12 protein-coding genes are annotated in these 14,135 nt (G+C 64.4%); 3 read left to right on the forward strand and 9 right to left on the reverse strand.

What is annotated here, in order from left to right:
• Nucleotides 1-140: 140 nt before the first annotated feature.
• Complete coding sequence (locus ACVWY6_RS22995; protein WP_023960726.1) at nucleotides 141-935, forward strand: class I SAM-dependent methyltransferase; 795 nt, start codon at nucleotides 141-143, stop codon at nucleotides 933-935.
• On the opposite strand, the gene ACVWY6_RS23000 is transcribed toward ACVWY6_RS22995, so the two are convergent.
• Entirely contained in the window at nucleotides 932-1,996 is a 1,065-nt protein-coding gene (locus tag ACVWY6_RS23000) for an isocitrate/isopropylmalate dehydrogenase family protein (RefSeq protein ID WP_023960728.1), read from the reverse strand. The two genes, ACVWY6_RS22995 and ACVWY6_RS23000, sit on opposite strands and share 4 nt — an antisense overlap.
• Nucleotides 1,997-2,039: 43 nt before the next feature.
• On the opposite strand from ACVWY6_RS23000, the gene ACVWY6_RS23005 reads away from it, so the two are divergent.
• Together ACVWY6_RS23005 and ACVWY6_RS23010 are read left to right on the forward strand one after the other, a co-directional pair.
• Nucleotides 2,040-4,334 carry a molybdopterin-dependent oxidoreductase gene (locus tag ACVWY6_RS23005; protein ID WP_457541250.1) on the forward strand — a complete coding sequence of 765 codons (2,295 nt, stop codon included), beginning with the start codon at nucleotides 2,040-2,042 and terminating at the stop codon, nucleotides 4,332-4,334.
• Nucleotides 4,335-4,413: 79 nt separating this feature from the next.
• Nucleotides 4,414-4,947, forward strand: coding sequence for a 2'-5' RNA ligase family protein (locus tag ACVWY6_RS23010; protein WP_457541252.1), 534 nt, complete (start codon nucleotides 4,414-4,416; stop codon nucleotides 4,945-4,947).
• A 23-nt stretch (nucleotides 4,948-4,970) separates the two neighbouring features.
• Here ACVWY6_RS23010 and ACVWY6_RS23015 read toward each other — a convergent pair whose 3' ends face one another.
• The 8 genes from ACVWY6_RS23015 to ACVWY6_RS23050 form a co-directional block, all read right to left on the reverse strand.
• A complete protein-coding gene (locus tag ACVWY6_RS23015) occupies nucleotides 4,971-6,347 on the reverse strand; it encodes a maltokinase N-terminal cap-like domain-containing protein (protein ID WP_457541254.1) in 1,377 nt (458 codons plus the stop codon).
• The gene (treS, locus tag ACVWY6_RS23020) at nucleotides 6,344-8,206 is read right to left on the reverse strand and encodes a maltose alpha-D-glucosyltransferase (RefSeq protein WP_062799795.1); all 1,863 of its coding nucleotides are present in this window, start codon (nucleotides 8,204-8,206) and stop codon (nucleotides 6,344-6,346) included. The genes ACVWY6_RS23015 and treS overlap by 4 nt, the downstream gene beginning before the upstream one ends.
• Nucleotides 8,207-8,402: 196 nt before the next feature.
• Nucleotides 8,403-9,149 carry a succinate dehydrogenase/fumarate reductase iron-sulfur subunit gene (locus ACVWY6_RS23025; protein WP_062799328.1) on the reverse strand — a complete coding sequence of 249 codons (747 nt, stop codon included), beginning with the start codon at nucleotides 9,147-9,149 and terminating at the stop codon, nucleotides 8,403-8,405.
• 36 nt (nucleotides 9,150-9,185) lie between these two features.
• Nucleotides 9,186-11,108, reverse strand: coding sequence for a fumarate reductase/succinate dehydrogenase flavoprotein subunit (locus ACVWY6_RS23030; RefSeq protein ID WP_457541256.1), 1,923 nt, complete (start codon nucleotides 11,106-11,108; stop codon nucleotides 9,186-9,188).
• A 76-nt stretch (nucleotides 11,109-11,184) separates the two neighbouring features.
• A complete protein-coding gene (locus ACVWY6_RS23035; protein WP_030173119.1) occupies nucleotides 11,185-12,009 on the reverse strand; it encodes a hypothetical protein in 825 nt (274 codons plus the stop codon).
• Nucleotides 12,006-12,299 carry a hypothetical protein gene (locus ACVWY6_RS23040; RefSeq protein WP_030173116.1) on the reverse strand — a complete coding sequence of 98 codons (294 nt, stop codon included), beginning with the start codon at nucleotides 12,297-12,299 and terminating at the stop codon, nucleotides 12,006-12,008. Before ACVWY6_RS23040 ends, ACVWY6_RS23035 begins: the two co-directional genes overlap by 4 nt.
• Nucleotides 12,300-12,382: 83 nt before the next feature.
• Complete coding sequence (locus ACVWY6_RS23045; protein ID WP_457541413.1) at nucleotides 12,383-13,585, reverse strand: RNA polymerase sigma factor; 1,203 nt, start codon at nucleotides 13,583-13,585, stop codon at nucleotides 12,383-12,385.
• Nucleotides 13,586-13,644: 59 nt separating this feature from the next.
• Nucleotides 13,645-14,067 carry a YciI family protein gene (locus ACVWY6_RS23050; RefSeq protein ID WP_457541258.1) on the reverse strand — a complete coding sequence of 141 codons (423 nt, stop codon included), beginning with the start codon at nucleotides 14,065-14,067 and terminating at the stop codon, nucleotides 13,645-13,647.
• Nucleotides 14,068-14,135: the final 68 nt, after the last annotated feature.

Here is a 14,135-nt window from a genome sequence, read left to right on the forward strand (position 1 = left end):
TGTAGGGACAGTAATGCGGGATCAACAGTGGCCACAGATGAGTGACCGGCATGAAGAACCACGCGGGCTCAGGCACGCGCGTGTCTGAGGATACGCCAGGCCCGCTGGGCTGGGCAAATACCCCGAAACCACAACACCTGATGCGCACCAGAATCGACTCGCGAACCAGCGTATCGGCGAATCGCCGCTGGTGGGACGCCGATGCGGAGAATTACCACGAGGAGCACGGGGCTTTCCTCGGTGCCGAAAGCGCCGACGGAGACTTCGTCTGGTGCCCCGAAGGGCTGCGCGAAGAGGACGTCCGACTGCTCGGGGAGGTCGCCGACCGTGACGTTCTCGAGGTGGGTTGTGGTTCCGCGCCGTGCAGTCGTTGGCTTGCCGCGCAGGGCGCGCGGGTGATCGGCCTGGACCTCTCCCGAGAGATGCTGCGGCGCGGGCAGGTGGCCATGGCCCGGGGCGGTCCACAGCCAGGGCTCGTCCAAGCCGGCGCCGAGCAGCTGCCGTTTGCCGACAACGTCTTCGACATCGTCTGCTCGGCGTTCGGCGCCGTCCCGTTCGTGGCCGATTCGGCCGGGGTGATGGCGGAGGTGGCGCGGGTGCTCAAACCGGGTGGCCGGTGGGTTTTCTCGGTCAACCACCCGATGCGGTGGGCCTTTCCGGACGACCCAGGGCCTGCCGGCCTGACCGTGATGCTCCCCTATTTCGACCGGACCCCGTATGTCGAGACCGAGAGCGATGGCACCGTCAGTTACGTCGAGCACCATCGGACGTTGGGCGACCGCATCCGGGAGATCCGCGACGCCGGCCTGCTTCTCGTCGATCTGATCGAGCCGGAGTGGCCGGAGGGTTTCGACCAGGAGTGGGGCCAGTGGAGTCCACTGCGCGGTCACTACTTCCCGGGCACCGCGATCTTCTGTTGCGACAAACCGGGTTAGAAGCGCTCCAGGACGGCGGCTGTGAACTCCTCGGTCGTGGCAGCCCCTCCCAGATCGGGAGTACTGACACCACCGGCGATCACGGACTCGACCGCATCGCGAATCGCGCCCGCCGCGTCGGCCGCTGCGCCGTCCCTGGTTCGCGCGGCCTGCCAGTCCAGCAGCAGCGCCGCCGAACCGATGATGCCCACCGGGTTGGCCAGGCCTCGTCCGGCGATGTCGGGGGCAGCCCCGTGCGCGGCCTGCGCCATCGCCTTGTCGGCCGAGCTGTTCACCGACGCGGCTGTACCGAGCGAACCGGCCAGCTCCGCGGCGAGGTCGGACAGGATGTCGCCGAAGAGGTTCTCGGTGACCACCACATCGAACTCGTGTCCTCGACGGACGAGGTGCGCAGCCATGGCATCGACGTGTTGCTCGTCGACCTCGACCTCCGGGTACTGCCTGCCGACGTCACGACACACGTCCCGGAACAATCCGGTTGTCATCGTCAGCACATTCGCCTTGTGCACGATGGTCACCCGTTTTCGACGGGTCATCGCGAGTTCGAACGCGGACACCGCAATTCGTGTCGACGCCTCTCGGGTGACCACCCCGACCGCCAACGCCACATCCGGTGTCGGCATGAACTCCCCCGTGCCCCGCGCCATGTTTCGGTCTGCGTACAGCCCTTCGCTGTTTTCGCGCACGATGATCAGATCCATCCGCGGGTTCACCGCCGGTATCCCCGAATAGGCCTTTGCCGGACGGATGTTGGCGAACAGATCGAAGCGTTTGCGGATGACGGCGCCTGGCGTCAATCCGGTGCGGTGCTCCGGCGGATACCCCGCCGAATCGTGCGGCCCGAGTATCCACATCTCCAATTCGTCCAGGGCAGCCAGCGTTTTCTGCGGGATCGCGTCCCCGTACGACTCGATGGCGGCGCGTCCGATGTCGAGCGGTACCCACTCGACTGCGCGACCGGCGGCACCGACCGCCGCTTCCACGATCCGGGCCGCTGCAGGCACCACTTCCGGCCCGATTCCGTCGCCGTCGATCAGGCCGATCCGATACGGGTGTGTCATGGCACCGATGCTCCCAGACCTGCCTGCTGCGACACTTGGCCACATGCCGAACGAAGCACTGGGCAACAGCTCTCACTGGGGTTTGTTCACTGCATCCGTCGAATCCGACGGATTGCGTGTCATCCCGGACACCGACGATCCCGACCCTTCGGCCCTGCTCGGCAACATCCCGGCATCACTCGACACCCGTGCACGCATCCTGCATCCGTACGTCCGCCGCGGATGGCTAAACGACGGACCGGGTGCAGGCGCACGGGGCGACGATGAGTTCGTGGAGGTGACCTGGGACCACGCGCTCGACCTGGCCGCACGCGAATTGGAGCGTGTGCGTTCCACATTCGGCAACACCGCGATCTTCGGTGGCTCGTACGGCTGGGCAAGCGCGGGCCGCTTCCACCATGCACAGAGCCAACTGCACCGGTTCCTCAACTGCCTCGGCGGATATACCAGGTCACGGCACACGTACAGCCACGGAGCGTCGGAGACATTGCTCCCCCATGTGGTCGGCGGCCTGGAGCCGTTGTACGAGCCGACCACCTGGCAGGTGATGAGTGAACACACCGAGTTGTTCGTGTGTTTCGGCGGGATCCCCGCCAAGAACTTCCAGATCAACGCCGGCGGGGTCAGCAAACACATCGTCCGAGGTGCCATCGACGTCGCACGTGAGGGCGGTGCCGAGTTCGTCTTGATCAGCCCGCTGGCGGACGACCTCGAATTACAACCGCGGGACCAGTGGATACCCGTCACCCCGGCGAGCGACACCGCCCTGATGCTGGCGCTGTGCTGGGTGCTTCTCGACGAGAAGCTGTGGGACAAAGAGTTTCTCGACGACCATTGCGCGGGTACCGAACGATTCGCCGACTACCTCTGCGGTCGGTCGGACGGCGTGGTCAAAGACGCACGCTGGGCAGCGCAGATCTGCGGTATCGACGCCGCGACCATCACGGCACTGGCACGACGGATGGCGTCGTCGAGGACCATGGTGACCACGTCGTGGTCGCTGCAGCGGGCATCATTCGGCGAACAGCCCCTGTGGGCCTCCATCGCACTGGCCGCGTTCCTCGGTCAGATCGGACTGCCCGGTGGGGGTTTCGGGCACGGTTACGGCTCGACGGGAGGGATGGGCGCCGCCAAACTCCCGTACGACCTGCCCACGTTTCGTCAGGGCTACAACCCGGTGCGTGAGTTCATCCCGGTCGCCCGCATCGCAGACATGCTGTTGCACCCCGGTGAGAGCTACGAATTCAACGGCACGACTCTGAACTACCCGGACACCCGCCTGATCTATTGGGCCGGCGGCAACCCGTTCCACCATCACCAAGATCTCGGGCGCCTCCGACACGCGTTCGGGCGACCCGAGACCGTCATCGTGCACGAACCGTTCTGGACGGCGACCGCACGCCACGCCGACATCGTGTTTCCGGTGACCACCACACTCGAACGAAACGACATCGGCTGCGGGCGTTTCGACGAGGCGATGGTTGCCATGCGACAGATCGCCTCTCCCGTCGGTGAGTCGATGAACGACTACGACGTCTTCTCCCACCTGAGCAAACGACTCGGTGTCCACGAAGAGTTCACCGAGAATCTGGACGAACTCGGCTGGCTGGAGAAGATGTACGAGCAGTGGCGTGCGGTGACTCCCGACCAGTACCGGCCCCGAGAAGACTTCGTGCAGTTCTGGGAAAAGGGCCGGCTCGATCTTCGCGGCGCGATGGCCGGCCACGTGATGTACCAGGACTTCCGCAACGACCCCATCGCCCACCCGTTGGCGACCCCGAGCGGCCTGATCGAGATCGTCTCGGACACCATCGACGACTTCGGGTACGACGACTGTCCGCCGCATCCGGCGTGGCTTTCGCCGCCCGAAGTGGCCGGGCTCGGCTCGGGTCGGTACCCGTTGTGTCTTGTCGCCAACAACCCGAAGACGAGGCTGCACAGCCAGCTCGACCACGGCGCGTACAGCGCGGCCTCGAAAGTGCAGGGGCGAGAACCGATTCGCCTCCACCCCGACGATGCCGCAGCGCGCTCGATCAACGAAGGCGATGTTGTGCTGGTCCGCAGCGAGACTGCGCAGATGCTGGCCGGAGCGGTGCTCGATGACAACGTTGCACGGCATGTCGCACAGATTTCCACGGGAGCCTGGTACGACTACAGCGCACCGAACGTCGCCGACTGTGTGCACGGTAATCCGAACGTACTCGCTCATGACGTGGGCACCTCACGGCTCGCGCAGGGCTCGACCGGACAATTGGTGAGGGTCCAGATAGAGAGATACGACGGTGACCGTGCACCTGTTGTCGTGCATGACCACCACGCGTGGTCGAGGCAGCGATGACGCGGCGACAATCCACCCGTCGGGCCGTTCCTGCTGCGCCGCTCAACTTTTGGACAAAACCCGGACGAGGTGAGCGCTGATGGCGCATTCGATCGAGCTCATATTCGACGAGAACACCGACACCGTCATCGGTGAACAGTGGGCCGCGCTGACCGAAGCAGGTCTTCCCAGTCAGGGCAACATCCGGTCGACGTCCAATCGGCCGCACGTCACCCTTGTCGCCGCGGAGTCGATCGACCCCGCCATCGACTCGACTCTCGTAGCGTTGACGGACGTGGTGGGAATGTCCGTAGACATCGGCGCCCTGCTGATCTTCAGGGGGCGACGCGCCACTGCGGCGCGTCTCGTGGTGCCGTCACTGCCGTTGTTGCACCTGCATGCGGCCGTCTATCGCGCGGCCGCCTCGCACATGACGGGTGAACCTCTGCAGCATGTGACGCCGGGGAGTTGGACCCCACACGTGACGCTCGCGCGTCGACTCGACCATGGGCAGATCGCCGAGGTCGCTGCGGCGCTCAACAATTCGCCCGATACCTTCACCGCCACCGTGGCCGGGTTGCGACGGTGGAACGGTGACAGCCGCGAGGAGTTCCACCTACTCCCCAGAGACTGAGTGGCGGCCGCCGCGCACGCAGGTCAGTGCGCGACGAGCCTGGCGATCGCACTCAAAGGCAACGGCAGCCACGAAGGCCGGTGCCGCGCCTCGTACACCGCTTCGTACACGGCCTTGTCCAGTTCGTACGCCCGCAACAGCGCTGACGATGCGCGCGGATCTGTCCCGGTGACCGATGCGTAGCCATCACAGAATGCCGACGAGTTCCGTTCGACCCACTCACTGGCACGGAACTCACGCTGGTGAGTTCGATTGGGCGACTTCTCTCCCAGCAGGTGGTGTCCTGCGTAGTCGAACGACCGCAGCATTCCCGCAACATCGCGTAGCGGGCTGTCGGGTTTACGACGATCCGCAACCGACTTCACCGGCTCGCCCTCGAAGTCGATGAGCAGCCACTTCCAGGGCGTCCGCAAGACCTGGCCGAGATGAAGGTCACCGTGGACCCGCTGGATCGTGGTCGGGCCGGCCTGCGCGGCCTCGTCGTACACGCGGAGCACGCCATCGCGGTACTCGGCGATGTCAGGGATGGCTTCGGCGGCCGCATCGAGCCGAGCGCGCATCTCATCGATCGCGAGGTCGGAAGCCTGGCGCTCTTCGGTGCCGAGACTTGCTGCAAGGTCGGCATGTACGTGTGCCACCGCGGCACCGAGTCGTTCTGCGTCACCCGCGAAGTCGCTGCCGAGTTCCGCTGCGTGCAGATCGGCTTCGGCGAAGAGATCCCGCACACTGACCAGCGCCATACTCCAGCCGTCGGCGGCGTTCTCGACGAATTCTTGAGCCATGCCCAACGTCGTGGTCTCACCGTCGATCTCGGTTTCGACCCAGCCACGGAGAGCGGCGACGTGCTCACAGCCCACCTCGCTGAGCGCCCGATGGAGTTCCACATCGGGATTGATCCCGACTTCAACCTGGCGAAAGGCCTTGAACAGCAGGGACTCTCCGTACACCACCGACGTGTTCGACTGTTCCACACCCAGACTTCGGCCCGTATCGGCGAGGTCGATGGTGACGTCGGGCAGCGTCCGGAACGCCAGCGGGCCGAGGTCTTCCTGACCGGCCAGCGCGGTGAGGTACCGGGCGAGGATCTCCGGGTCGTGCAGTCCGTCGTACCCCGCAGCGACATCCGACGGTGGTTCGGGTAGCGACCAGGTCAGCAGTGGGTCGGACAAATGTGTCCGGAACCCGAGGGGGATTTGATAACGCTGCTGCGGACCCGCATCGAAATCTACTTCGACCAGTACGTGCTCGGCGGCGAAACCCTCCTCGTCGAGGAGTGGAACGCGCAACACCACCCGAACCTGGGCGATCGTTCGGTTCTTGCCGGAGAACCAGCGCTGACTCGGCAGCCAGCTCCGGAGGTCGACGGCGAGCTGTTCATCGCTGGGTACGGGAGTGGTCATGGCTGCACCGCCGCCTCTGCTTCGCTGCTGAGCGGATAACCCGGGGCAACATTGGCGTCAGCCGGATCGGGCTGCAAGGCAAACCAATAGAACCCGTGACCCGGCAAGGTGACCATGTAGTCGTGGCCCTCGATCTTCGGGAACGGGATCGATCCCGTCAGTTCCACCGGTATCCGGCCGTCGAACGGCGTGAGATCGAGGATGACCGCCTGCGGGAAACGCGACAGGTTGTTCACGCACAGGATCACGTCGCTGGAACGACGTTCCTCGTTCGACGGGGCGAGCTCGCGCAGGTACGTCAGCACGGACGGGTTGTTGTTGCCGAGTTCGGTGAACGTCCCGAGGCCGAAGGCCGGGTGCTGCTTGCGTACCTCGATCATCCGCCTGGTCCAGTGCAGCAGGGTATTCGTGGAATTCATCTGCGCTTCCACGTTCACCGACTGGAAGCCGTAGGTGGGATCCATGATCACCGGCAGATACATCCGGGCCGGATCGGTACGGGAGAACCCGGCGTTGCGGTCAGGCGTCCACTGCATGGGGGTACGAACCGAATCCCGGTCGCCGAGCCAGATGTTGTCGCCCATGCCGATCTCGTCGCCGTAGTACAACATCGGCGAACCCGGCAGACTCAGCAGCAGCGCGGTGAACAGTTCGAGCTGATTTCGGTCGTTGTCGAGCAGCGGCGCGAGGCGACGGCGGATCCCGATGTTCGCTTTCATCCGAGGGTCTTTCGCGTACTCGGAGTACATGTAGTCGCGTTCCTCGTCGGTGACCATCTCGAGGGTCAACTCGTCGTGGTTGCGCAGGAAGATCGCCCACTGGGCCGATTTCGGGATCGCTGGGGTCTGAGCCAGGATCTCCGAGATGGGGAACCTGTTCTGTCGCCGAACGGCCATGAATATGCGCGGCATCAGCGGGAAGTGGAATGCCATGTGGCATTCGTCGCCCTCCTCGGGTTCACCGAAGTAATCCACCACATCTGCAGGCCACTGGTTGGCCTCGGCCAGCAACACGCGGCCAGGGTACTCGTCGTCGACCACCTTGCGGCAACGCCGCAAGAACTCGTGCGTCTCCGAGAGGTTTTCGCAGTTCGTGTCCTCGCGCTCGAACAGGTACGGCACAGCGTCGAGGCGGAAGCCGTCGATGCCCAGGTCGAGCCAGAACCGCATCACGTCGATCATCGCGGTCGCGACTTCGGGGTTGTCGTAGTTGAGATCGGGCTGATGGGAGAAGAATCGATGCCAATAGTATTGGCCGCGAACAGGATCCCAGGTCCAGTTGGAGATCTCGGTGTCGACGAAGATGATCCGGGCGTCGGAGTAGCCCGAGTCGTCGTCGGCCCACACGTAGTAGTCGCCGTACGGCCCGTCGGGGTCGGTGCGTGATTCCTGGAACCATTGATGGGTGTCCGACGTGTGGTTCATGACCAGGTCGGTGATGATCCGGATTCCCCGGCGATGAGCCTGCTCGAGTAGCTCGACGAAGTCGTCCACCGTGCCGAATTCGGGCAGCACCGTACGGAAATCCCGGATGTCGTACCCGCCGTCGCGCAGCGGCGAGTCGTAGAACGGCGGCAACCACAGGCAATCGACGCCCAGCCACGACAGGTAGTCGAGTTGCTCGATCAGGCCCCGAAGATCACCGACGCCGTCGTTGTTGGAGTCGTTGAATGCTCGAACCAGCACCTCATAGAACACCGCTTTCTTGAACCAGTCGTTGTCGACGCGCAACGGCTTCGCATGAGCGAAGTCGTCGGACTGCGCTTCGACCAGGTGGCCGTCGGCAGTGTGCTCGGCGTCGCCCGTGTCCGGTGGCGGCACCGGCGGTTCGAGCGGGTTCAGGGGGTTCTCCAGCGGCATGCACACCTCGTCGATCGGCTCGGCGGTTGACGTGACCAACCCTACGTGTTGAACGCAGTGTTGGTTCGGGTCGCACATACCCGGATTCCGCCGAAGCCACACATCCGCTACCGCAAAGCCGATATGCGCTGGCCGACGGCCGCTCCGGGCGGCTACTCACCCGGCAAACACCGACCTCAAGCCGAACACCAATGTCTCAGCGCCGAAAAAGCTTGTTACCCAACCACACCAGCGGATCGTATTTGCGGTCCACAACGCGTTCCTTCATCGGGATCAGCGCATTGTCGGTGATCTTGATGTGCTCCGGGCATACTTCCGAACAACACTTGGTGATGTTGCACAGCCCCAGTCCGTGCTCGGCCTGCGCCGAATCGCGACGTTCGGCGACGTCGAGCGGGTGCATGTCCAGTTCGGCGATCCTCATCAGATAGCGGGGGCCGGCGAACTGCTCCTTGTTCTCCTCGTGATCGCGGACCACGTGGCAGGTGTCCTGGCAGAGGAAACACTCGATGCACTTGCGGAACTCCTGAGAGCGCTCGACGTCCACCTGCTTCATCCGGTACTCCCCCGCCTTGAGGCCCGGCGGCGGCGTGAACGAAGGGATCTCACGGGCCTTCTGGTAGTTGAACGACACGTCGGTGACGAGGTCCCGGATCACCGGGAACGTGCGCAACGGGGTGACGGTGATGACATCCGCTTCGGTGAAGGTCGACATCCTGGTCATGCACAACAGCTTTGGCCGGCCGTTCACCTCAGCCGAGCAGGAGCCACACTTGCCTGCCTTGCAATTCCAGCGCACCGCCAGATCGGGCGTCTGGGTGGCCTGGAGCCGGTGGATGATGTCGAGCACCACCTCGCCCTCGTTCACGTTGACGGTGAAGTCCTGCAGCTCCCCGCCCTCGATGTCCCCCCGCCAGATCCGGAAGTTGGCGTCATACCCCATGTCGAATCTCCTGCCTCGTCGGAGCTGAGTGCACGGTCATGCCCCGGCGCCGGCATTCGGATGCCCCGAGATCTCGTCGGCCGTGTAGTACTTCTCGATCTCGTCGAAGTCGAAGAGTTCGAGGAGTTCTGGCCGAATCTGGGTCTGTTCCTTCTTGCGGACCGAGACCTCCGGAACCGGGTCGTCGCCTGACCCGTCGGCCGTACAGACCAGCAGTGTGTTGCGCCAGGCCGAGTCCATCCCCGGGTAGTCGTCGCGGGTATGGCCGCCGCGGCTCTCGGTACGCATCAACGCGGCCTTCGCCACGCATTCGCAGACGATCAGCATGTTGCGCAGGTCGACCGCCAGATGCCACCCAGGATTGAACTGGCGATGACCCTCCACCTGCATCCCGGACAGCCGACTGCGGATCTCGCCGAGGACTTCGATGGCCTGCTCGACCTCGTCGGCCTTGCGAATGATGCCGACCAGGTCGTTCATCGCCTGCTGGAGGTCGGTCTGCAGCGTGTACGGATTCTCGGGCTTGCCCTCGGCGGGCGGATCAAAAGGCGCGAGCGCGAATTTGGCTGCCCGGTCGATGTCGTCGTCGGACACCTTCGGGTGTGACTCGAGCGACTCCACGTACGCCGCGGCCCCGAGTCCGGCCCGACGCCCGAACACGAGGAGATCGGACAACGAGTTGCCGCCGAGTCGATTCGACCCGTGCATCCCGCCCGAGCACTCGCCTGCCGCGAACAGGCCCGGAACCGCGGCCGCACCGGTATCGGGGTCCACCTCGATACCGCCCATCACGTAATGACACGTGGGGCCCACTTCCATCGGCTCGGCGGTGATGTCCACGTCGGCCAGTTCCTTGAACTGATGATGCATCGACGGCAGCCGCCGGATGATCTCGTCTGCCGGCATCCGCGAGGCGATGTCGAGGAACACCCCTCCGTGTGGCGTGCCGCGCCCGGCCTTGACCTCTTCATTGATGGCCCGGGCGACTTCATCTCGAGGCAAGAGGTCGGGAGTCCTCCGGGCACTGTCGTTGTCGGCCAGCCACTCGTCGGCCTCTTCCTCGGTCTCGGCGTACTGGCCCTTGAACACCGGCGGGATGTAGTCGAACATGAACCGCTTGCCGTCGGTGTTCTTGAGAACACCGCCATCGCCGCGCACACCCTCGGTCACCAGGATTCCCTTGACGCTGGGAGGCCAGACCATTCCCGTCGGGTGGAACTGGATGAACTCCATGTTGATCAAGCTCGCGCCTGCCCGCAGTGCCAGGGCATGCCCGTCACCGGTGTACTCCCATGAATTGGAGGTGACCTTGAACGACTTCCCGATCCCGCCGGTGGCCAGCACCACCGCCGGCGACTCGAACAGGATGAACCTGCCCGACTCCCGCCAATACCCGAAGGCCCCCGATATGGCGTCCCCGTCCTTGAGCAGTTCGGTGATCGTGCACTCGGCGAACACTTTGATACGAGACTCGTAGTCGCCGGTGGCCGCGAAGTCTTCCTGCTGCAAGGAGACGATCTTCTGCTGCATGGTGCGGATCAGCTCCAGCCCCGTGCGGTCGCCGACATGCGCCAGGCGGGGATAGGTGTGCCCTCCGAAGTTGCGCTGGGAGATCCGGCCGTCCTCGGTCCGGTCGAACAGCGCACCGTAGGTCTCCAGTTCCCAGACCCGGTCCGGCGCCTCTTTGGCGTGCAACTCGGCCATCCGCCAGTTGTTGAGGAACTTGCCCCCGCGCATGGTGTCCTTGAAGTGCGTCTGCCAGTTGTCCTTAGAGTTGGCGTTACCCATCGACGCCGCGCAACCGCCTTCGGCCATCACGGTGTGCGCCTTGCCGAACAGCGATTTGCAGACCACCGCCACCGAATGTCCTCGTTCTCGGGCCTCGATGACCGCACGCAGGCCTGCGCCACCGGCGCCGATGACCACGACGTCGTACTGATGGCGTTCTGTTTCGGTCATCTACAGCTGACTCCTCCAGGCTGACGACAGGGACGTATGTGGATTGATCGCTCGAAAGGTGCTGTGCGGCAAGGGATCAACCCACGAAACGCAGATCGGAGATCGTGCCACTGGCAACGAGCATCACGTAGAAATCGGTGAGGACAAGCGTGCCCAGGGTGATCCAGGCGAACTGCATGTGGCGGGTGTTGAGCTTGGACACCTGTGTCCACACCCGGTATCGGATGGGATGGGCGGAGAAGTGTTTCAGGCGGCCGCCGGTGACATGTCGGCAGGAATGGCACGAGATCGTGTAGATCCAGAGCAGAACCACGTTGACGATCAGGATCACGTTGCCGAGACCGAAACCGAAACCCCCACCTTTGCCATGGAATGCCGTGAGGGCGTCGTAGGTGTTGATCACCGACACGATGACCGCCGCGTAGAAGAAGTACCGATGCGCGTTCTGGATGATCAGCGGAAGCCGCGTCTCCCCCGTGTAGCGACTGTGTGGCTCGGCAACCGCGCACGCCGGCGGCGAGAACCAGATCGAGCGGTAGTAGGCCTTGCGGTAGTAATAGCAGGTCAATCGGAAACCGAGCAGGAACGGCAACACCACGAACCCGAGCGGAATCCAGATGGGCAGTTCAGGGAACGGGGTGCCGAAGTGACTCGAACCGGGCACGCACGACTCGCTGAGACAGGGTGAATAGAACGGCGTGAGGTAGTGATAGTCCTCGACCCAGTACGCACTGCGGACGAACGACCGCACCGTCGCGTAGATGATGAACGCGGAGAGTCCCAGCACCGTCAGCAGGGGCGGAACCCACCACCGGTCCTCGCGGAGGGTGCGCACCAAGATGCGTGCCCGACCCGGCGAAAAGACTCCCGTTGTGCCCCGCTCAGTCGCGGGGGCGCTCACATCGTCCGCTCACGCGAGTGGAAACCCAGCCCTTCGTCTTGTGCGCCCAGCCATGCCGACTCGTCGGACTTGCTGTCGGGTACGTACACCACGTCGGACTTGTTGACCGGTGGTCGCAGCATGCGCGGGGGCGACTGCTCGAAATCGTGCAGGTCGATCTCGAGCCGGTCGAGATCATTGGTCAGTCGGCGCACCGCGTCGGCGTCCCCGTACTGCAATTTCAGCGCGACGATGTGGTGCCGCAGAGCTCCGATGCTGTGATGGAGTTCGTTCATACCGGCTGATGCCATGTCCATACCTCCAAGCGATGTGTGACTTCAACCACACTACTGGGGGTACCGCTGGATTCTCGGCTTTTTCCCAATGTGTCCGGCTACGCGTCGAATGCGCGGGCCTTCGCGAGGAGAACGTCTCGCTCCCTTCGGTTTCCGGTCATCCCCGCAGCGGTCAGCAATTCGGTGCGTGCCTCATCAACCCGCCCGAGCTGTCCCAGGAGCTCGCCGCGCACCGCCGGAAGCAGGTGCGAGCGCGCCAACGTACCGTCTGCGACGACTCCGTCGACGATGTCGAGTGCTGCCGCCGGGCCAGAGACCATCGAGACCGCGACAGCTCGATTGAGCTCGATGACGGGAGACGGCGACAGGCGACCGAGCGCCTCGTAGAGCAGGACGATGCGTGACCAGTCGGTGTCGTCGGCGGTCGGCGCGCTCGCATGGCATTCGGCCAGCGCCGCCTGCAGACCGTAGGGACCGCGTCCGCGACCGCACGCGTCGGCGCGAGCCAGCGCCGCGACGCCCCGGCGGATCTGGGTACGGTCCCACCGACTGCGGTCTTGGTCGGCCAGCAGGATCGGCGAACCGTCCCGTGCTGCGCGAGCGGCAAAACGGGATGCCTGGAACTCCATCAACGCCACGAGCGAGTGCACTTCGGGTTCGTCGGGAACAAGTCCTGCCAGGATCCGGCCGAGCCGCAACGCCTCGTCGCACAACTCGGTTCGGATCCACCGATCGCCGGACGACGCCGCGTAACCCTCGTTGAACACCAGGTAGATCACACTGAGCACGGCGGAGAGCCGGCGCGGATAGTCCTCGCGGGGCACCTCGAAAGGCACCCGAGCCGCGCTGAGCGTCTTCTTCGCGCGCACGATGCGCTGCTGAACGGTGGACGTGGACACGAGGAACGCCTTGGCGATCTCTTCGGCGGTGAGACCACCGACGACTCTCAACGTCAGAGCGATCTGGCCCTCCCGCGACAGCACCGGGTGGGCGGATACGAAGACCAGTCGCAGCACGTCGTCGTCGATGTGGTCGGGGTCCCACTCGAGGTCGGCATCTGGCCTGGAGTCCAGGTCGCGGGCCATCTCCACATACTTCGCGTCGAGACGTTCCTGCCGACGCCAGCCATCAACTGCCCTGCGCTTGGCCACGGTGGTGAGCCAGGCGCCCGGATTTCGCGGGACACCCGACTCCGACCACTGCGTCAGCGCCTGGATCAGCGCTTCCTGCGCAAGGTCCTCGGCGACACCGACATCACCCACCATCCGTGTCAGCGTGGCGATGATCTTGGCTGCCTCCATACGCCATACCGCGTCGACGGTGCGGTGGATGGCTTCCGGCGAACTCACCTGCGCTCAGATCAGCTGGTGCGCTGATCGAGCTCCTCGCGCCACTTCTCTTCCTTCTGAATCCACTCGTTGTCGGCCGGGAAGTCCTCGACCTCGGTGACGCGGCGCACCTCGAGCTTCACACCCGGACCCAGCGGGCAGCGCGAAGCCCATTGCGCCGCTTCCTCTTTGCTCGCGACCTGCAGGATCCAGAAGCCGCTGAAGAGTTCCTTCGCCTCGGCGTACGGGCCGTCGGTGACCACGGGCGGGTCGGAGTCGAAGTCCACCACGAAGCCTTCTTCTGCGCCCGAGAGGCCTTCACCGCCGAGCAGTACCCCCGCCTTCATCAGCGACTCGTTGTACGCCCCCATGGCGGCGATGATCTCCTCGAAGTCCATCGACTTGCTCGCCTCGATGGCTTCTTCAGTGGTCCGCATGATCAGCATGTAGCGCATTGTGTTCTCCCCTGTTCCGTGTGATCGCAAGGCGTCCCTGCGAGAGTTCCGTTTGAGGTTCTCAGCCA

This window comes from Williamsia sp. R60, from assembly GCF_054063855.1.

What these genes read in the sequence shown, in the direction of transcription:
- ACVWY6_RS23025 (WP_062799328.1), bottom strand. Translation starts at nt 9,149, where the DNA reads ATGGGGTATGACGCCAACTTCCGGATCTGGCGGGGGGACATCGAGGGC.
- treS (WP_062799795.1), bottom strand. Translation starts at nt 8,206, where the DNA reads ATGCCGCTGGAGAACCCCCTGAACCCGCTCGAACCGCCGGTGCCGCCA.
- ACVWY6_RS22995 (WP_023960726.1), top strand. Translation starts at nt 141, where the DNA reads ATGCGCACCAGAATCGACTCGCGAACCAGCGTATCGGCGAATCGCCGC.
- ACVWY6_RS23000 (WP_023960728.1), bottom strand. Translation starts at nt 1,996, where the DNA reads ATGACACACCCGTATCGGATCGGCCTGATCGACGGCGACGGAATCGGG.
- ACVWY6_RS23040 (WP_030173116.1), bottom strand. Translation starts at nt 12,299, where the DNA reads ATGGCATCAGCCGGTATGAACGAACTCCATCACAGCATCGGAGCTCTG.
- ACVWY6_RS23005 (WP_457541250.1), top strand. Translation starts at nt 2,040, where the DNA reads ATGCCGAACGAAGCACTGGGCAACAGCTCTCACTGGGGTTTGTTCACT.
- ACVWY6_RS23050 (WP_457541258.1), bottom strand. Translation starts at nt 14,067, where the DNA reads ATGCGCTACATGCTGATCATGCGGACCACTGAAGAAGCCATCGAGGCG.
- ACVWY6_RS23045 (WP_457541413.1), bottom strand. Translation starts at nt 13,585, where the DNA reads ATGGAGGCAGCCAAGATCATCGCCACGCTGACACGGATGGTGGGTGAT.
- ACVWY6_RS23030 (WP_457541256.1), bottom strand. Translation starts at nt 11,108, where the DNA reads ATGACCGAAACAGAACGCCATCAGTACGACGTCGTGGTCATCGGCGCC.
- ACVWY6_RS23015 (WP_457541254.1), bottom strand. Translation starts at nt 6,347, where the DNA reads ATGACCACTCCCGTACCCAGCGATGAACAGCTCGCCGTCGACCTCCGG.
- ACVWY6_RS23010 (WP_457541252.1), top strand. Translation starts at nt 4,414, where the DNA reads ATGGCGCATTCGATCGAGCTCATATTCGACGAGAACACCGACACCGTC.